This is a genomic window from Nitrospira sp. (assembly GCA_005116745.1).
Taxonomy (GTDB): domain Bacteria; phylum Nitrospirota; class Nitrospiria; order Nitrospirales; family Nitrospiraceae; genus Nitrospira_D.
The window spans coordinates 82,935-98,940 of record SWDS01000006.1 but is presented as its reverse complement, the minus strand read 5'-3'; the positions used below and the strand labels follow the sequence as shown (position 1 = coordinate 98,940).

The following is a 16,006-nucleotide window of genomic DNA, read 5'->3' as shown; positions in this document are numbered from 1 at the left end:
GTCATGCCGCGGGTGACGTTTCTTCATTCAGACGGACGAAGCGGAGATGTAGAAGAGAACATTTCACTTCTCCAGGCCGCGAAAGAAGTGGGGTTTCGATTGAGCTACGACTGTGGAGGAAATGCCTCCTGCACAACCTGCCGAGTGGAGGTCCAGATGGGGCAGGAGCATCTCTCGGAGATCGATTTCGACGAGCAGGACCTACTGGATCGGGAAGCGTTGACGCAGCCATGGCATCGCCTGGCCTGCCAAGCACGTGTCTTGGGGGATGTTGTGGTGCGTGTGCCGGAAGCCAAATGGGAGAATCCAAAAATAGCCGCGTCCGAAGCATGGGGTTGATATTCGAGCAAGAGGTGTTAGACTATCACACTAGCTCACGGTGGTGAGCTAGATCGATCTATAGAGGAGGAAGCCAATGGTTACGATTACAAAGGTTGCGGAACAGAAGATACGGGAGCTGATGACCGAAGAGAAGGACGTCGTTGGACTGCGGGTGTATGTCCGTGGTGGTGGGTGCAATGGCTACCAGTACGGCATGGCCTTCGAGTCCAAGATGGCCGAGGATGACACCGTCATCGAGATGGGTGACGTGAAGGTCATTATGGATTCTCAGAGCGCGCCGATGCTTCAAGGTGCCGAAGTGGACTATGTGGACAGCGTGCAGGGTTCTGGCTTTTCGATCAAGAATCCTCAGGCCAAAACGACGTGCGGCTGCGGCAGCTCGTTTAGCGCATAAGCGTCCTCGTGAGAATGCCGAGCATTGGACCTTTCAGCAAGGACCGCTCGTACCCCGAGCGGTCCTTGCTATTTATGCCGTTCACCAGAGACACATGCTGGAATGTCGCAGGTACAGGTAACGAGGCGCTATCGATTTTGCGCCGCCCACAGGCTTCACACTGATCAGCTCTCGCATGAGGAGAATTGGGCTGCGTTCGGAAAGTGTAATAATCCGAATGGTCATGGGCACAATTACGTCGTGCTGGTTACGATCAAAACCGGAGGAGCACAAGAGACGTGGGACCTAAACGACCTTGACCAGCTGGTGAACGAGAGGATTGTTGATCGGTTCGATCATCGTGACCTCAATAGCGACCCGGCGCTGGCAGGACTCACGACCACCGGGGAGAACATCGTCAAATTGATCTGGGACATTTTGGCGCCCCAATTGCCTGCGGGGTGTCTGCATAAAGTAGGTGTTATCGAGACGAGAGACAACTACTTCGAGTATGCGGGCGTCGCCTGAAACGACGAGGGAACGGAGTGAGGAAACAACGGAAGAAAGACAAAGGACGAGAACCAGTTGAGGATACCAGCGGGAGCGGGAAGCCGGCGGACTTACCGGTACTCCAGTCGCTGGTCACCGAAATGCTGCTCGCCCTGGGGGAAAGACCGGGACGCAACGGTTTGCTGAAAACGCCCGAACGTGTGGCCAAAGCATTGGCGTTTATGACGCAGGGCTATCAGCGTGACATCGACCATCTGTTGAACGGTGCGCTCTTTCCGATCGAATACGACGAGATGGTCATCGTCAAGGATATCGATTTCTTCAGCATGTGCGAGCATCACTTACTGCCATTTTTTGGACGGGTCCATGTCGGGTACCTACCCAATAAGAAAGTCGTGGGTTTGAGCAAGATTCCGCGGATTGTCGATACCTTCGCGAGGCGTCTGCAAGTTCAAGAACGGTTGACTGTGCAGATCGCCGAAACCATCAGCACCAAGCTAAACGCTCATGGGGTCGGAGTCGTTGTCGAAGCACGCCACCTCTGCATGATGATGCGCGGGGTGGAAAAACAGAACACGCTCGCCGTCACCAGCTCCATGTTAGGAGTATTTCGCAGTCAAGCACAGACTCGCGTGGAATTTCTGAAATTGATTCGCCGCGGCAGTGTCGGCGATCCGGACTGATCCCAGGATATACGCCTTCCTCATTGCCGACCGCAGTTATCTCGTCTCATTTCCAATAAACTCGCGTACAGCATCGTTGAAGATGTCCGGCTTTTCCAGGTTCGAAAGATGGGCGGCGGCCGGAATGATGGTCAAGCGGGCATTGGGAATCTGATCCGCCATGAGTTTGGCGTCGGACGGTGGAGTGGGAAGGTCCAGTTCACCGACGATGATCTGGGTGGGACACGTGATGTGTTTCAAGAGCGTGACGGAATCAGGTCGTTCAGCCATTGCCATCAAGTCTCCCGCGATGCCGCTGATCTGATTGCCTTCGATCATTGCACGTACGTGTCGGACGAGCTCCGGCTTCGTCTGGATCGTCGCGGGGCTCAGCAATTTTGGGATCATAATGTCGGCCATGGCCGGTGGTCCCTTTTGATAGGCAGCCTGCGCTCTTGTATCAGCAAGTACCAAGCCTTTTACGCGATCTGCATACTTTCGGTAGAGAGCAAATAGGATATAGCCGCCCATGGACAGTCCGACGAAAACCGCCTCCCGGATCGAGAGGTGATCAAGCACCCCGATCACATCATCGGCGGCTTGGTCTAGTGTATACCGCCAGAGTGGCGCGTCGGATTCTCCATGCCCGCGCAAGTCAATCGTCACGACTCGAAACTGTGACGAAAACGCTTTCTCCTGCTCAGCCCACATCGTTCGGTTAAGCGGAAAAGCATGGCAAAAGACGATGGAAAGGCCAGAGCCCCGATCGTTATAAGCAAGGGTAATACCGTTGACCTGGGTGTGCACGGTGCGCTCCGTAAGTTGCGGTGTTCGTACCATCGGCTGCCTGCAGGGTCAAGAGGCCATTTGCGATCATCCAGCACGGCGTATACAATTCCTGCTCTTTACTGAGGAGGAACATGACTCGTTCTCGTGATCCGGCTCCTGATTTATTCACGCCTCCAGATCGTGAAGACACCGTCGAGGCTCCGCTTGCCGAGCGCATGCGGCCACGTGTGTTTGCGGATTTCGTGGGACAAGACGACATCACGGCATCAGATCGGCCGCTTCGGCGGGCCATCGAGGCCGACCAGCTCTCGTCCGTAATTTTTTGGGGGCCGCCCGGTTCTGGGAAGACAACGCTGGCCCATCTGATTGCCCGCCATACGAAGGCGCAGTTTATTCCATTTTCGGCCGTGACCAGCGGCGTGCCTGAGTTGCGCACGATCATCAAGGCAGCTGACCAACGCCGAGGGATCAATGGGCAGCGGACCATCTTATTCGTCGATGAAATTCATCGCTTCAACAAGGCACAGCAAGACGCATTTCTTCCGCATGTCGAGCGAGGCACTATCATTCTCGTCGGCGCGACCACGGAGAATCCTTCCTTCGAAGTGATCAGCCCACTCTTGTCCCGTTCGCTGGTCGTCGTGCTCAAACCGCTTACCGAGGACGCGTTAGGTCAGATTCTTGATCGCGCGCTTGCCGATGTTGAATTCGGGCTGGGGAAATGGGAAGCGCGCTTCTTACCGGAGGCACGCCAACGAATGATTTCGTTCGGCAATGGCGATGCGAGGGCGCTGCTCACATCGTTGGAATTTGTGGTGACGCAAGCGCCGGCAGGACCAGATGACGCGCGCGTGATTGATGACGCGATATTGGAAGCGGCACTGGGCACCAAGACCCTGCGCTACGATAAGTCAGGCGAAGAACACTACAACGTCATTTCGGCTTACATTAAATGCCTGCGAGATTCTGATCCAAATGGGGCGCTGTACTGGTTGGCCAGGATGCTGGATGCCGGCGAAGATCCAAAATTCATCGCTCGACGTATGGTGATCTTTGCCTCGGAGGATATCGGCAATGCTGATCCCCTCGCCCTTCTCATTGCCACATCGGTGGCACAAGCTGTCCAGTTCGTTGGGCTTCCCGAGGCGCAGATCAACCTGGCACAAGGGACCACCTACTTGGCTTCGCGGCCCAAAGACAATGCGTCTTACGTCGGTCTATTGGAAGCGCTCAAGGATGCCAAAACCTACGGCAATCTGGGGGTCCCGCTCCATCTCCGGAACGCGGTAACTTCTCTGATGAGAGATCTAGGCTATGGAGCCGACTACCGCTATGTCCACGACGACCCGTCAGCGAAAACGGAACAAACCCACCTCCCACTACCACTCAAAGATCGACGGTACTACCGCCCAAAGCCTCTAAAGTAGGGCCGATTGTCCTGGTTTACATTCTTGTCTAATCGGTTATACTTAGAGCAATGAAGCGAGGGGAAGGAAGACCATCGGCCAGCGTGGTTGCACTGAGTGAGCGGAGGAAGCTTGTCCGAGCCACTTTGGTCGGTTCTGCCTTGGTATCGCCGAAGAAAGGTGGGCGTGCCTGTACTGCAGTCCTGGATAATGTCAACAAGATCGGGGCCGGACTTCACATCAAAGATCGATTCCCATCAAACGAGAAAGTGACGGTCTCGCTTGCCTTCCTCGATTCTGATCGAGTTGAACAACAGGAAAGACTCGATGGGACTGTCGCCTGGGTCAGGCCCTGGGAAAAGAAAGGATTCTTGATTGGCGTCGTCTGGGATGAATTGGTGACGAAAGAGAAGAACCGTTGGCTGTATTACTATCTGGAAGAAACGCTGAAATCCTCCGTCTGAGATTCTTGTCCTCAACGTCGTGAGCCATCGACAGTCAGCACACCAAATCTACGGTGTGGATGAGCTGTACTAACCCATCGACACGAGCTGTTGCTTCACATTCTCAAGTTCAGCCGACAGGGATTCCCATCGGGTAGTCAGTCGCGCAAGCTCGCCCTTCCACTCCGCCTGTTCGTGGTGCAGCAGGTTCCACCGGTCGAACTGTTCATAGAGCTTCGGATCAGCCAATTCAGCCTCGCGGGCCTTGATCTTTTCTTCCGCCTCGCTAATCTCTGTTTCGGCGCGTGATACTTGTTTCTCCAATCGCGTCTGCGTCTTGGTGAGATCACGGCGCTCTCCACCGCGCCCTTTGGTCTGTACTTGCTGTTCCATTGCCCGAGTAGGGCCTGAAGAGGAGCGAGGCGATGCTCGTTCGAGCTCTTCGCTCGTTCCTTTAATGGACTCAAACTCTTGGGCCTTCTTCCATAAATAATACTCGTAGTCACCGATGAAGTTCCGCGCCTGTCCCTCTTCAATCTCAACGACCCGGGTGGCGATGCGTGCCAAAAATGTTGGGTCATGGGAAATGAAGATGATGGTCCCGGGGAATTGAGCCAATGCGTCTGTGAGCATATCCACAGAGGCTGGGTCCAGATGGTTCGTCGGCTCATCGAGCAGCAAGGTATTGGCGGGCTCGACCAGCATGCGGGCTAAGGCCACGCGGTTTCGCTCACCACCGCTCAATGCCTTGATCAGTTTTTTCTGATCGTCGCCGGAAAACAAGAAGGCGCCGGCGATGCCGCGCAGAAAATTCATTTCAGCATGGCTGGTGACTTCTTCCAGCGACTCAAGAATCGAGTGCTCAGGGTTCAAGGTTTCCGCCTGATGCTGGGCGAAGTAGTGCACTGTCACGCCGTGTCCGACGGTTCTGGTACCGGTATCGGAAGGGAGAACGCCGGCGAGCATCTTCAAGAGGGTACTCTTTCCGGCTCCGTTCTCACCGACCAGGGCGATACGTTGGCCACGCTCAACGGAAAAGTCGAGGGTTTTGTAGACGACCTTTTCACCGTAGCGCTTACTGGCTCCAGCGAGGTCCAATACCTGGCGTCCGCTGCTTGACGGAAGCGGAAACCGGAACTTCACGCGCTTCGGATCTCGCTGTATTTCGATCCGTTTGACCTTATCGAGCTGCTTGATGCGTGATTGGACTTGGCTGGCCTTGTTGGCCTGATACCGGAAGCGATCAACAAATTGTTGAACCCGAGCGACCTCTTTGGATTGGCGAGCCGCAGAGGCCTGGAGTTGAGCATCCTTTTCGGCTTTCAGTTTGCAGAAGAGCGAATAGTTGCCACGGTACTCCTCAATCTTATGGTGCCGGAGTTCCCAGACGTGCGTGACGACGCGATCTAAAAACGCCGTGTCGTGGCTAATGATCAGCAGCGTCATACCGGATTGCAACAAAAACTGCTCGAACCAGCGCTGAGTCGGCTTGTCCAAATGGTTGGTTGGTTCGTCCAGCATGAGCACGTCGGGATTGGACAAGAGCAGATGTCCCAACGCGACCCGCATTCGATAGCCTCCAGACAGTTTCTCGACGGGGCGATTAAAATCAACCTCCGTAAACCCCAAGCCCATTAGGATGCGCTCTGCCTCGTGCTCAGGGTACTCATCGCGATGTGTAGCATCGAGGACCGTCTTACCCGTAATCGTTTCCAGTTCCTGTGGGAGGTAGCCGATCCGAAGGCGAGGCCGCTTGCGGACCGAGCCTTCGTCCGGTGACTCTTCACCAAGGACCATGCGAAAGAGCGTCGTTTTCCCAGCGCCGTTCGGTCCGACCAAGCCAACTCGTGAACTTGGGCGAAGATGTGCGGAGGCTTCAGCGAGCAGCACTTTGGTAGAGTATTGTTTGCTGACGGATTCAATTTGAAGCATGGGCACAAACCTTCCGTGTGAACATAAATGGATGGATCAGGTAGACCGACCGTGTTGACGTGAGCAGCTAGGAGGTTGGAAGACGAGAGAGCTTGAAGTTGATGAACTGCAGCGACGGTCTCAGCAAGCTCGATAGTCGAGTGGTAGTAAGCATAGTGTGGAGATCACGACCACCGGCGCATGGGCAGTGATGTTTGGTGGAGCTGGCCGGGATTGAACCGGCGACCTCGTGAATGCCATTCACGCGCGCTCCCAACTGCGCTACAGCCCCACTCTGGGAGATTTAGAGATCGAAATTACTATGGAAATTGAGGCGTTGAAACAATTCTTCGTATGCTAACACGCAGCTTAGAGCCAGTCAACCGACCTGTGGTTGCATCACCGTGTCATGATCTTGTAAAAAGGTTTGAATGCAAAGTATCGCAACGACCATCTTGACAAAAGAATAGGCTGCACCTACCATGAGGCCCCTTGGCTCTGATCTCCCAATCTGGTCAGAGCCATTTTTTCGTGTCAACTCCGGCTGCGGATATCTTTAACTATGGGCAATCTCGTCATTATTGGTGCTCAGTGGGGCGATGAGGGCAAGGGCAAGATCGTCGATATCTTAGCCCAAAACGCCGATATCGTCGTGCGTTACCAAGGCGGTTCCAACGCTGGACACACGGTCATCAACGATCGTGGAACATTTGTTTTCCATCTCATCCCTTCAGGGATTCTGTATCGTGGCACGTTGTGTGCGATCGGCAACGGCGTGGTCGTTGATCCTAGTTCTCTGATCGAGGAGATGGATCACCTACAAGGTCAGGGTGTGAAGTTCGGGAAGAATTTCGTCATTAGTCAGCGGGCTCACGTCATCTTGCCCTACCATAAAGCAATCGATCGCGCGTCAGAACAGTCCAAAGGGTCACGGAAAATCGGCACGACCGGACGTGGGATTGGACCCTCGTACGCTGACAAGATGGCGCGGATCGGAATTCTTATGGGGGATCTGCTGAACCCACCATTGTTCAAGAAAAAACTCGAAGAGAATCTTGTCGAGATGAACTGGTTTTTAGAGCGACTCTACAAAGTCGAGACATTTCAAGTCGACAAAGTCTTCAACCAATATATGGCGTATGCCGATCGACTCAGGAGTTATATTGTCGATACAACCACGTTGCTCAATCGCGCGATCGGGAAGAACAAGACCGTCTTGTTTGAAGGGGCGCAAGGTACCCATCTGGATGTGGATTTCGGCACCTATCCTTACGTCACTTCGTCCAGTTCAGCGGCAGGTGGCGCTTGCACGGGAACTGGCGTGGGTCCGACAATGATTGACGCGGTCATGGGCATTGCGAAGGTCTACACCACGAGGGTGGGCAGTGGCCCCTTTCCAACTGAGCTGACCGACGAGGTTGGACAGGGGTTACAAGAACGTGGAAAGGAGTTCGGTTCGACTACGGGGCGTGCCAGAAGATGTGGCTGGTTCGATGCGGTCGTTGTCCGCCATGCGACACAAGTCAACGGATTATCCTCCCTGGCCGTGACCAAGCTCGATGTGCTCGATGGCTGCAAGGAGTTGAAACTCTGTACCGGCTACAGGCATGGGAACACCATCCATAAAGATATGCCAGCCGATCTGGACGTGTTGACCGGTTGCGAGCCGATCTATCAACGGATGAAAGGGTGGACTGCTGCGACGACGGGGGCGACCAGCTATAAGCGACTCCCGGTCGAAGCGAAACGATACCTTGCCCGCATCGAAGAGTTGGCACAGTGCCGAATCGACATGATCTCGACCGGATCCAAGCGTGCCGAAACGATCATGCTGCGGAATCCCTTGGATTGCTCTCGCCGCCGCTCCAAACGCTCCTGAAAATTAGTCAATGGTCATCAGTCAGCCAGGAATGTTAGGATGGGCCAGTGTTGGTCCGTCGCAGTGTTGGAACGAATGTACAAACGACGGTAGTGCCAGTATCCATATCACTCTTGTGAGCCGGTAGCTCAGTCGGTAGAGCATCGCCCTTTTAAGGCGAGGGCCCTGGGTTCGAGTCCCAGCCGGCTCACCATTAAATTCAGTAGGTTCGTCATGGCATCACTTCGCCAATCATCAAAATTGTCCGTGTTTTGTCCGTGTTCTCAACCAACCTGATCCAAGGGCGTGATCTTCGATTTCGAGGGGAGAGCTGAGACGTAGGCCTCTGTCTTGAGAGCCGCGTCTTTCAGGTCCTCCTCGCTCGTGATGTCATATCTGGAGAAAATTGCCTCGGTCTTATGACCGGAAATAGTCCGTGCCACGGTTCGTTCAACACCAGCTCTTACCATATTTCTGATCGCCGATCGTCGCAGATCGTGAAACAGAAGGCTGGCGACACCGGCCTTCTTACAGGCATTCGCCCATGCCTTCCGAAAAGAACCGAGCGGCTTCCCGTTGCGATGAAAGATGAGATCACAGCCGATCACACGGGCGTTGAGTCGGCGCTTAATAATCTCGCGATAGGTCCCAACGAGCGCGAGCTTGCGGGGCGTTCCGTTCTTCGTAATTCTACCGGGCAAGGTAATCGTCCACGTTTCCTTATCGAATGACGACCAGGGCAGCTTAGTGATTTCGCCCTTTCTCATTCCTGACCAGAACCCCCAGTTCACCACATCCCGAACATCGGGATCTTTGAGATTGGAGAGAATCGCCTCAAAGGCTCCCTTCTCCACGAACCCTTCACGGATATTGTGTTCAGGCAGTAACTCAAACGTCGGAACTGAAGATCGATTGAGGCGTTTCTCACCTACTCCCACATGGTAGGCTCGTCTGAGAATTCTGAGTTCTCGGTTAATGGTTCCTGGAGAGGCATGTTCTCTCTGTCGGAAGCGAATGTAGTCTGAGATCCGCCCTCCTTCCGCCACAGACATCGCCCGCTCAACACCGAAAAAGTCTCTCAGGTGTGTCATGTGCGAGTGCGTTCGTCGGCGCTCTTTCCCCAGCTCTTCATACTTTCTCTCTAAACGGTCGAGCAGGTCTTCAATCGTGATCTTCTCGGATTGGGGGCCTTTGAGCACTTCGTAGCCGAGATCGTGTGCCCCGACTTGTTTCAATCGAAATGTGAGTTTCTTGCGTGCCTCTTTCTCGGTCTGACCGCCAGGCTCTCGAATCTCCACACTGCGACCTGCTCGCTTCGCGTAATACGCAATCCAGTATTTCGTTCCACGACGAAACACGCGCCCTTGTCCGCGCCGTTTCGCCGTGGTGGGGTTGCCACTGGGGGAAGTCGGTTGAGGCCCAGGCAAGCCCACTGCGGCTTCCGGGAAGACTTTGGCAAGTTTCTCTAGTGCCTGTTGGTACTCACGTTTGGCTTGCTCTCTCGAATCATGGTCAGACATGTGTTACTCCTCCCGTCTCGCGCCCTTCTTAGCAAGATATTGTTGCAGCGCAAGAACAATAATGCCTCGGAGGTCTGTCCCTTCGTCCATTGCCCGGACCTTCACGGTCCGCCAGAGGTCATGTGGTAGCTCAACCGTCGTCTTGACGATCTCTTTTTCGGTTCTTTTTTTTCCTCTAGGGCTCATGGGAATACATAATACCGTATGCATGTATTATTGTGCAAGGTCCTATCCCTGGCGCAATCGAGAGCGAATCCAAGATTGAATGCGATTGTTAGAAAACCGAAGTAAGCCGCCGTCTCGGATCGTGAAGGGGTAATCCGTTCGGTACAGTCGATCTCTGGTCATGCCCAAAACCAAGGCGGCTTCCTCGATGGTAAGGAGTCGGTCCTCCTGGCTCTTTTCAGCGGCACTTTGAGACTTAGCCACCAACAGCGGGAGTAATGCAGTCACTTGGATCAGGAGATGCTGAACCACGGTAACGGGAAGATCTTGGACCTTGGACGGGTCGGCAAATAGCTGTTCCACAGTGGGAACTTCTACCGGCTTGCCGTTCATCATTGCGTCCGCTCCGGGGTGGGGCAATACGTCCGGCCAGTTAGTAAGAAGTGTTCTAGGATCTGTTTCGGCGTCCGTGGTCGCTGAGGACAGGTGAACAAGCTGTGCAGGTACATCGCATCATGAAGCAGCTTTTCCCCACAGCCGGTACAGACGAACAGGCGTCGTTGCTTCCACAGATTCATGGCTTTCCCCTCTCCCGTTCGCCGTCAAACCCGTGCCGACTGGTCAACCAGGCGGCAATGACCTTGCCCGCTGCATCGGTCTTGCTCACGCTCGTCACCCACATAAAGGGAATGGCCGTACCGCTCGTGAGATGGATTGTCCAGCCCGTCCCGATCCAGTCACAGCGGCTCACCGTGCCGTCATGCAGTCGGTTGCGCTGATTCCGGTATGCGACGAACCATCCAGACCGAAGGGGCGGCTCAGGCATCACGCAATGGACCTTCCCAGGCGCACGGGCGAGTAACTTCCGCCCGTCGGCATCGTGAAACCGGACGGGGTGCCCTGGTCGCAAGCGGACTTCGCCAGACCGTAGCCGGACACGGAGCGGAATGGAGGCTTCAATCAACAAGGTCGATCACCTCCTCGGTTTCGGCCTTTGCCTGGCCGTGGGTGCTGCCTACCGGGACGCCACCCTCTGGCTCCTGAGGGGTTTCTTGTGTTTCGCGTGTTTCGCCTTCGGGGGGTGACAGAGAGGGCTTCGAGCAAAGATAGCGAATCCACGCGTCCGCCAGATCGTCGAGGCTATAGCCTTTTTGACTCTTCTCTCCAATCCTGACTTGCTTAGATTTCACCCCATAGGGTTTGAGTAGAGTTGAGAGCCGATGGGGGTCTAAGGGCCGCCCTTTCAGATCACCCCATGGACTTTCCTCTAGGGAGTGAAGAGCGGTCAGAAGATCCACCGTGAAGAGCGTCTTTTTATCGCCGAACACTGTACGGAGATCCGTCAGGAGTCGTAGTCCAAGGCTCCCCCTGTCATCTGCGGAAGCCGAAACAAGGGAAACAGCCGATGCGCGGGCACGTTCAGGCCAGGCACCGCCCACCGCATCAGCAACCGCAATCAGGGCCTCCCACACATCAGCATTACGATCAACAATGCCTTCCGGTAGTTGGGGGCTCGTCTCGATGGTCTTTTTGATGTCATTGGCCCAAGCCTCAAGTTTGTTTCGGATGATGCTTCCTTGTTTCCCATGGACCTTCCGCCGATACGGTGACACCTGTTCGTTGGGTGCCCGCCGTCGCATACGGATAATGACCGATCGACTGAGAATCGAATCAGGCAGGTTGCCAAGGCCTGCCATCGCCACGGCGCAATAGGCAGGCAGCTCTTCTGTTTCCACCTGTTTCCCTTTAACCACGCATCTCCCCGCCTGAGCCCCAGGTCGATGCCCCGCGTTAATCACGCCCCGCAGTTCTTCGTTCTCCTTCGCTCGCGGACCAAAGAGGGTATCAATTTCGTCGTACAGCACCGTAGGGAGACCTGCGGGGTCGGAAATTTTCCTGAACATGTAGGCGGGTGTTGCATTGATCGCCTCGATAGGGCGAGGGACGAGCGTTTCAGTGGTTTCCAAGGCCCGTGTTTTTCCTGAGCCGGGCTCAGGGGAGAGGAAGGCGATTCGTGGTGTTGAATCCCACTTATCCATCAGATGGGTATGCACGACCCAGAGCGTATGAGCTACGTGAGCGGCGTCAGATGGATAGGCGACAAATTGACCGAGAAAGGCGTACACCTCATCGAGGATGCTCGGCTCTTCAGGTCCTAACGGACTCTTGGCCGCCTGTTCCATCTCAAGCAATGCGTCTTGATTGCTCACGGTCCATCCCTTCGGCATAGTCGCGTTCACGCAAGGTATCGGCCACATGCTCCAACATTTCCGCTCGCTCAATGTCGGCGTAGGCCTGGGCCACGTACCCAAGAGCGCGATCCAGTTGCGCATGGGACATCGTGGCCGCATCAAGCTTCTGAGCGGCTTCCAAAATCCGATCCGCTCGTAGGCGTCTATCCAGGGCCCCTAGTTCAAAAAGAAAGGCGCTGGCGACACGATCAGGACGTTTCAGTTTCAGGATCGGGCGGGAGCTACGAGGGAATGAGGCATCAAGGAACAGGTCCCGTTGATGGATGCCCAGTGCCGAACAAATTTCAGGAAGAGAGCAACCCGCAAAGTCGTAGAGCAAGATCCGATCATCTGTTCTGCGAATGGACAGGTCTCGATGCTTCCGGGAACCGTGCGACAAGCAATGCCCCATCCAACGATCAGGACCATAGAGGCATGCCTTCGTTGCTTCAAGAATGTGAGATAGCACCTGAGTCATACGGCCCCCTTCGGCGGCTCTTGGTTCAGGTGTCGAGCGGCCTCGGTGATTAGTTTTCTGACCATCGAACACCGCGTGCGCTGATCGAGTGCGGCAAGAGCGGCCAGTTCCTTGTATTGATCTTTGGAGAGCCGGACCGGCAAGACAACCGGGAGTGGACGATCCGTGGGTGTTGGCATGGCCCTACTTGTATAAGGTGTCTATACAAGTTCCCACTCAATGAATTATTGAGTTTTGTGTGTGGACAAGAGTTACGAGACGTTAGTGGGCGTCAGGATTTCCTGAGGGCGAGGCAATACTTTTCGACCAGACTGGTGCTGATTCCATAGCGATCAGCAACGACTTCTCTCGCGCGGGTCACTGTCATGCTCGGTTTGATCTTACGGAGCCAGGCCACAGTTCTGACGATCTCGTCTCTTTGAGTATCGGAATGGTAGCGCGTGGATACTTTCGGGCGGCCTGGCTTTCTTTTGGCCATGGGCTGCGTGGGCATTGAGGCATGTTCCACAATGGCATACAGAATGTCATAGAGCTGAGGCGGAATCTGATTCTCGTGTAAATCCAGGATTTGACGCAGCGGGTTTCGGTCTCCTCGTGTCCACGCTACCCAGGCATGCTGAAATATGGAGGGCTGCCCGGCCCTCTTGGCGTCATTGACTGGTTTCTTCTTGCGTTTCGGCACATGCCCGCCTGCTGGCCGCCTGAGAAGAAAGATGGGAGCACGAACATCAGGCTATGTTCGCCGATTGAGGGATCAACTCAACCATTTGCTCCCGCTGGATCGTAGCTAAGTTCACAGGAATATGACAACGGGAAAAGCTGGCGAAGGATGGCGAGTCAGTGGGAGAGAATGCGCGTCACGGTAACTGTTCAGTAACCTTCTCGATTTTAGAATTAATTCTGGGTATCCTTGGGCGCCACGCTCCTCATCCATTCCAGAATCTTCCTATCGAGGGGCAGTCATCGGATGGTTAGCCGTTATGACACTTCGTACAGTTTAAGGGTAATCATCGAAGAAATGCAAAGTGTAGATGATCACACGTAACCACAAGATAGTTTTTGGAGTCCTTATCAGCCTAGTTTTAATTCAGGCTATCGCATTGATTACCGACTTGTGGCCAAGATCAAGAACTGAGCTATTGAGGGGGCACCCCTTTCGTCTAGTATGCGATGGTCAATATAGGGGTGGTGCTAAACTTTCCGAGAGAGAAATCAAGCAGGTCCTTGAAAAGCACTCACAGTGGCTTCAAACCTACTCGACCAAAGCATTAAGAATGACTAAAGAGGCCTACCAAGACAACAGAAAGGCAAATTTGTGTGGTGCTGACCTATCGACCTCGCCAGCAGGAATATTCAAAGGCGCTGTTCTCACAGGTGCCGATTTGACCTGGTCGGATTTTTCCAGAGTCAATCTGACTGGCGCCAACTTAGAGGAAGCTGACCTTCACGAATCCATTTTCGACGACGCGAAGCTACAGGGGGCGAAGATTAATGGTAATTTATTTGGCACTAATTTTCACAAGGCCAACCTGGAATTTGCGGATTTGAGACATACGAGCCTGCTAGGTGGAGACTTAAGTGACGCAAAGTTACAAGCATCCAAGACCTCGGATACCGTCTTTATTGACGTGAACTTTACAACAGCAGATCTAAGAGGTATCGACCTCGAAAGATCAATATTGACAAGAGTCAAATTCTTTCGCGCCGAATTCGAGCCCAGGAATGTTAGTGAATCTCTGATAATGGGTTCAGAAGGTCTATCCACTATAGTTTTCTTAAACCCTAAAAACCTGGTGAAACTACGAAACCTAGCGAAGGAGTCTGGACTGCGCAACGAACAGAAAGCATTAACGGCAGCGTTGAGAAAGTTCGCAATGGCGAATGACACACCCTATGAGCAATTTCTTCAAACATATATTTTGGGAGGCTGGATAACAGATTATGGGGCAAATCCCATGGGTAGCATCGTTCTATTGTTAATGCTAGTTCCAATTTGGAGCGTCTTCTATTACCTGTGTCTCCTGCAGAGTTTTCTTCCAAGCGACTTATGGAAAGTATGGCCTACTGAATGCCTTGATGACATTGCCAATAGGCGATCAAGTATAACAGAAGGCTTGGGAGAGGATGGCGGACAATACTTTTGGGTTTTTTGTTGGAGCTTTTATTTTAGTTTGTTGTCTGCATTCCGTATCGGGTGGCGAGACTTTAATTTCGGCTCATGGATTTCCAGATTGCAATTTGACAACTACGAGTTACGGGCAAAGGGGCTGATCCGCACTTTTTCAGGAATACAATCCATTCTTAGCGTTTATCTGTTTGCACTCTGGCTCCTGACGTATTTTGGAACTCCGTTTGAGTGAGTGTTTCATAACCTACCTCTCAGTATCCCTCGCTCTCTCTTGAATAGTAACCATCTCCCACATGTTGGAAATGGCCAACTCTTCGAAAGACATGCGTTCGCGTTTGGGACAACTGTCATCCACTGCTCACCTAGCTATCTGAGGGTTGGCCGAAGGCTGCTTGGTTGTAAAACTTCCGATGAGAGGGATCTAGAAGATGGTTGTCTTCCACCGTCTTTAATAAGGCAAACTCCTCCACGAGAGGTTTGAATCCCTTTCCTGGGGAGCTGAGGCAGTTATAAAAGAGAAGCGACAACGAGATAATGTCAAATGTTGGGTATGCAGCCTTTAGGGAATAGCGCTTTCTGATGGTCCCTGTTGTCTGAGCGAACCGCTCACACCTTCTTCCTCCGTCCCTTCCTGGAGGGAGGAGCGATGGTCCACTGTCTCACCGACAACCCGCTGTTGACCTCCGCGAGATCAAACCGTTCGGGGTCGAAGTCCTCGGGGAGCCAGGTCCTCCATTCCTCATACTCCTTGTGTGTCGGGTCCTTGAGGATCTCCAGAAGGTTCTCGTATCCCCAGGCCCCTCCACAATCTTCGGGAGGGCAGGATCGGGCGCCGTTCAGGCAGACCGGCGTCTGGTGCTTCCCGTCCGCCAGAACCTGTTCCACCATCAGTACATGGTCCCACCCATCCCCGAAGTCATACATGTATTCCAGCCTGTCCTTAACGGACAGACCCAGCTCCTTGAGCGTCACCGTGCGCTCATCGACCACCCGCTCCTCGTCAAACTCGGGATCTGGCACACCAAACCGGTCTTCACGCCAATGAAAATCGTGTAAATGCGAGTTCGTCCACCCCATCACCTCCTGGATGATGTCGTGCAACCCGGACAAAGCCAATCCCTCCGACACCAGCACGCGCCTCCAGATCGGCGGACGGATCCCGGTTAACGTGATCTTGAACTGGAGGAGAG

At 53.9% G+C, this 16,006-nt stretch carries 21 protein-coding genes and 2 tRNA genes; 9 read left to right on the top strand and 14 right to left on the bottom strand.

What is annotated here, in order from left to right; all coding sequences use genetic code 11:
- The first annotated feature begins 3 nt into the window (after positions 1-3).
- The 4 genes from E8D52_06075 to folE all read left to right on the top strand — a co-directional run bounded on the left by E8D52_06075 (position 4) and on the right by folE (position 1,908).
- Entirely contained in the window at positions 4-339 is a 336-nt protein-coding gene (locus E8D52_06075; GenBank protein ID TKB68570.1) for a (2Fe-2S)-binding protein, read from the top strand.
- Between the two features lie 76 nt (positions 340-415).
- Positions 416-736 carry an iron-sulfur cluster insertion protein ErpA gene (erpA, locus tag E8D52_06070; GenBank protein TKB68569.1) on the top strand — a complete coding sequence of 107 codons (321 nt, stop codon included), beginning with the start codon at positions 416-418 and terminating at the stop codon, positions 734-736.
- Between the two features lie 102 nt (positions 737-838).
- Positions 839-1,243 carry a 6-carboxytetrahydropterin synthase gene (locus tag E8D52_06065; GenBank protein ID TKB68568.1) on the top strand — a complete coding sequence of 135 codons (405 nt, stop codon included), beginning with the start codon at positions 839-841 and terminating at the stop codon, positions 1,241-1,243.
- A gap of 122 nt (positions 1,244-1,365) precedes the next feature.
- Complete coding sequence (folE, locus tag E8D52_06060) at positions 1,366-1,908, top strand: GTP cyclohydrolase I FolE (GenBank protein ID TKB69420.1); 543 nt, start codon at positions 1,366-1,368, stop codon at positions 1,906-1,908.
- Positions 1,909-1,944: 36 nt separating this feature from the next.
- Here folE and E8D52_06055 read toward each other — a convergent pair whose 3' ends face one another.
- Positions 1,945-2,727: an alpha/beta fold hydrolase gene (locus tag E8D52_06055; GenBank protein TKB68567.1), complete on the bottom strand. Its 783-nt coding sequence runs from the start codon at positions 2,725-2,727 to the stop codon at positions 1,945-1,947.
- Between the two features lie 80 nt (positions 2,728-2,807).
- Here E8D52_06055 and E8D52_06050 point away from each other — a divergent pair, with 80 nt between their 5' ends.
- Positions 2,808-4,103, top strand: a complete 1,296-nt coding sequence (locus tag E8D52_06050; GenBank protein TKB68566.1) for a replication-associated recombination protein A — start codon at positions 2,808-2,810, stop codon at positions 4,101-4,103.
- A gap of 83 nt (positions 4,104-4,186) precedes the next feature.
- Positions 4,187-4,546: a hypothetical protein gene (locus tag E8D52_06045; GenBank protein ID TKB68565.1), complete on the top strand. Its 360-nt coding sequence runs from the start codon at positions 4,187-4,189 to the stop codon at positions 4,544-4,546.
- Positions 4,547-4,615: 69 nt separating this feature from the next.
- Here E8D52_06045 and E8D52_06040 read toward each other — a convergent pair whose 3' ends face one another.
- Both E8D52_06040 and E8D52_06035 read right to left on the bottom strand, forming a co-directional pair.
- Positions 4,616-6,457 carry an ATP-binding cassette domain-containing protein gene (locus tag E8D52_06040; GenBank protein TKB68564.1) on the bottom strand — a complete coding sequence of 614 codons (1,842 nt, stop codon included), beginning with the start codon at positions 6,455-6,457 and terminating at the stop codon, positions 4,616-4,618.
- Positions 6,458-6,652: 195 nt separating this feature from the next.
- Positions 6,653-6,728 (bottom strand) — tRNA-Ala (locus E8D52_06035).
- A gap of 270 nt (positions 6,729-6,998) precedes the next feature.
- Between E8D52_06035 and E8D52_06030 the strand changes: the two genes are divergently transcribed.
- Positions 6,999-8,315 carry an adenylosuccinate synthase gene (locus E8D52_06030; GenBank protein ID TKB68563.1) on the top strand — a complete coding sequence of 439 codons (1,317 nt, stop codon included), beginning with the start codon at positions 6,999-7,001 and terminating at the stop codon, positions 8,313-8,315.
- 117 nt (positions 8,316-8,432) lie between these two features.
- Positions 8,433-8,508: transfer RNA gene (locus E8D52_06025), tRNA-Lys, on the top strand.
- 70 nt (positions 8,509-8,578) lie between these two features.
- On the opposite strand, the gene E8D52_06020 is transcribed toward E8D52_06025, so the two are convergent.
- The 9 genes from E8D52_06020 to E8D52_05980 form a co-directional block, all read right to left on the bottom strand.
- Entirely contained in the window at positions 8,579-9,814 is a 1,236-nt protein-coding gene (locus E8D52_06020) for a site-specific integrase (protein TKB68562.1), read from the bottom strand.
- A gap of 3 nt (positions 9,815-9,817) precedes the next feature.
- Positions 9,818-10,000, bottom strand: coding sequence for a CopG family transcriptional regulator (locus tag E8D52_06015; GenBank protein TKB68561.1), 183 nt, complete (start codon positions 9,998-10,000; stop codon positions 9,818-9,820).
- 42 nt (positions 10,001-10,042) lie between these two features.
- Positions 10,043-10,375, bottom strand: a complete 333-nt coding sequence (locus E8D52_06010) for a hypothetical protein (GenBank protein TKB68560.1) — start codon at positions 10,373-10,375, stop codon at positions 10,043-10,045.
- Positions 10,372-10,557: a hypothetical protein gene (locus tag E8D52_06005; GenBank protein ID TKB68559.1), complete on the bottom strand. Its 186-nt coding sequence runs from the start codon at positions 10,555-10,557 to the stop codon at positions 10,372-10,374. Before E8D52_06005 ends, E8D52_06010 begins: the two co-directional genes overlap by 4 nt.
- On the bottom strand, positions 10,554-10,946 hold the full coding sequence (locus E8D52_06000) for a hypothetical protein (protein ID TKB68558.1): 393 nt from the start codon (positions 10,944-10,946) through the stop codon (positions 10,554-10,556). Before E8D52_06000 ends, E8D52_06005 begins: the two co-directional genes overlap by 4 nt.
- A complete protein-coding gene (locus tag E8D52_05995; protein ID TKB69419.1) occupies positions 10,936-12,162 on the bottom strand; it encodes a DUF3631 domain-containing protein in 1,227 nt (408 codons plus the stop codon). Before E8D52_05995 ends, E8D52_06000 begins: the two co-directional genes overlap by 11 nt.
- A gap of 1 nt (position 12,163) precedes the next feature.
- Positions 12,164-12,688, bottom strand: a complete 525-nt coding sequence (locus E8D52_05990; GenBank protein ID TKB68557.1) for a hypothetical protein — start codon at positions 12,686-12,688, stop codon at positions 12,164-12,166.
- Positions 12,685-12,867 carry a hypothetical protein gene (locus E8D52_05985; protein ID TKB68556.1) on the bottom strand — a complete coding sequence of 61 codons (183 nt, stop codon included), beginning with the start codon at positions 12,865-12,867 and terminating at the stop codon, positions 12,685-12,687. Before E8D52_05985 ends, E8D52_05990 begins: the two co-directional genes overlap by 4 nt.
- 92 nt (positions 12,868-12,959) lie before the next feature.
- Entirely contained in the window at positions 12,960-13,370 is a 411-nt protein-coding gene (locus E8D52_05980; GenBank protein TKB68555.1) for a hypothetical protein, read from the bottom strand.
- A 349-nt stretch (positions 13,371-13,719) separates the two neighbouring features.
- Here E8D52_05980 and E8D52_05975 point away from each other — a divergent pair, with 349 nt between their 5' ends.
- Positions 13,720-15,048, top strand: a complete 1,329-nt coding sequence (locus E8D52_05975) for a pentapeptide repeat-containing protein (protein TKB68554.1) — start codon at positions 13,720-13,722, stop codon at positions 15,046-15,048.
- 130 nt (positions 15,049-15,178) lie between these two features.
- Here the strand turns inward: E8D52_05975 and E8D52_05970 are convergent, their stop codons facing one another.
- Positions 15,179-15,397 (bottom strand): hypothetical protein, encoded by a 219-nt coding sequence (locus E8D52_05970; protein ID TKB69418.1) that lies wholly within the window; start codon positions 15,395-15,397, stop codon positions 15,179-15,181.
- A 25-nt stretch (positions 15,398-15,422) separates the two neighbouring features.
- A partial coding sequence (locus E8D52_05965; protein TKB69417.1) for a plasmid pRiA4b ORF-3 family protein occupies positions 15,423-16,006 on the bottom strand: 584 nt, incomplete at its 5' end.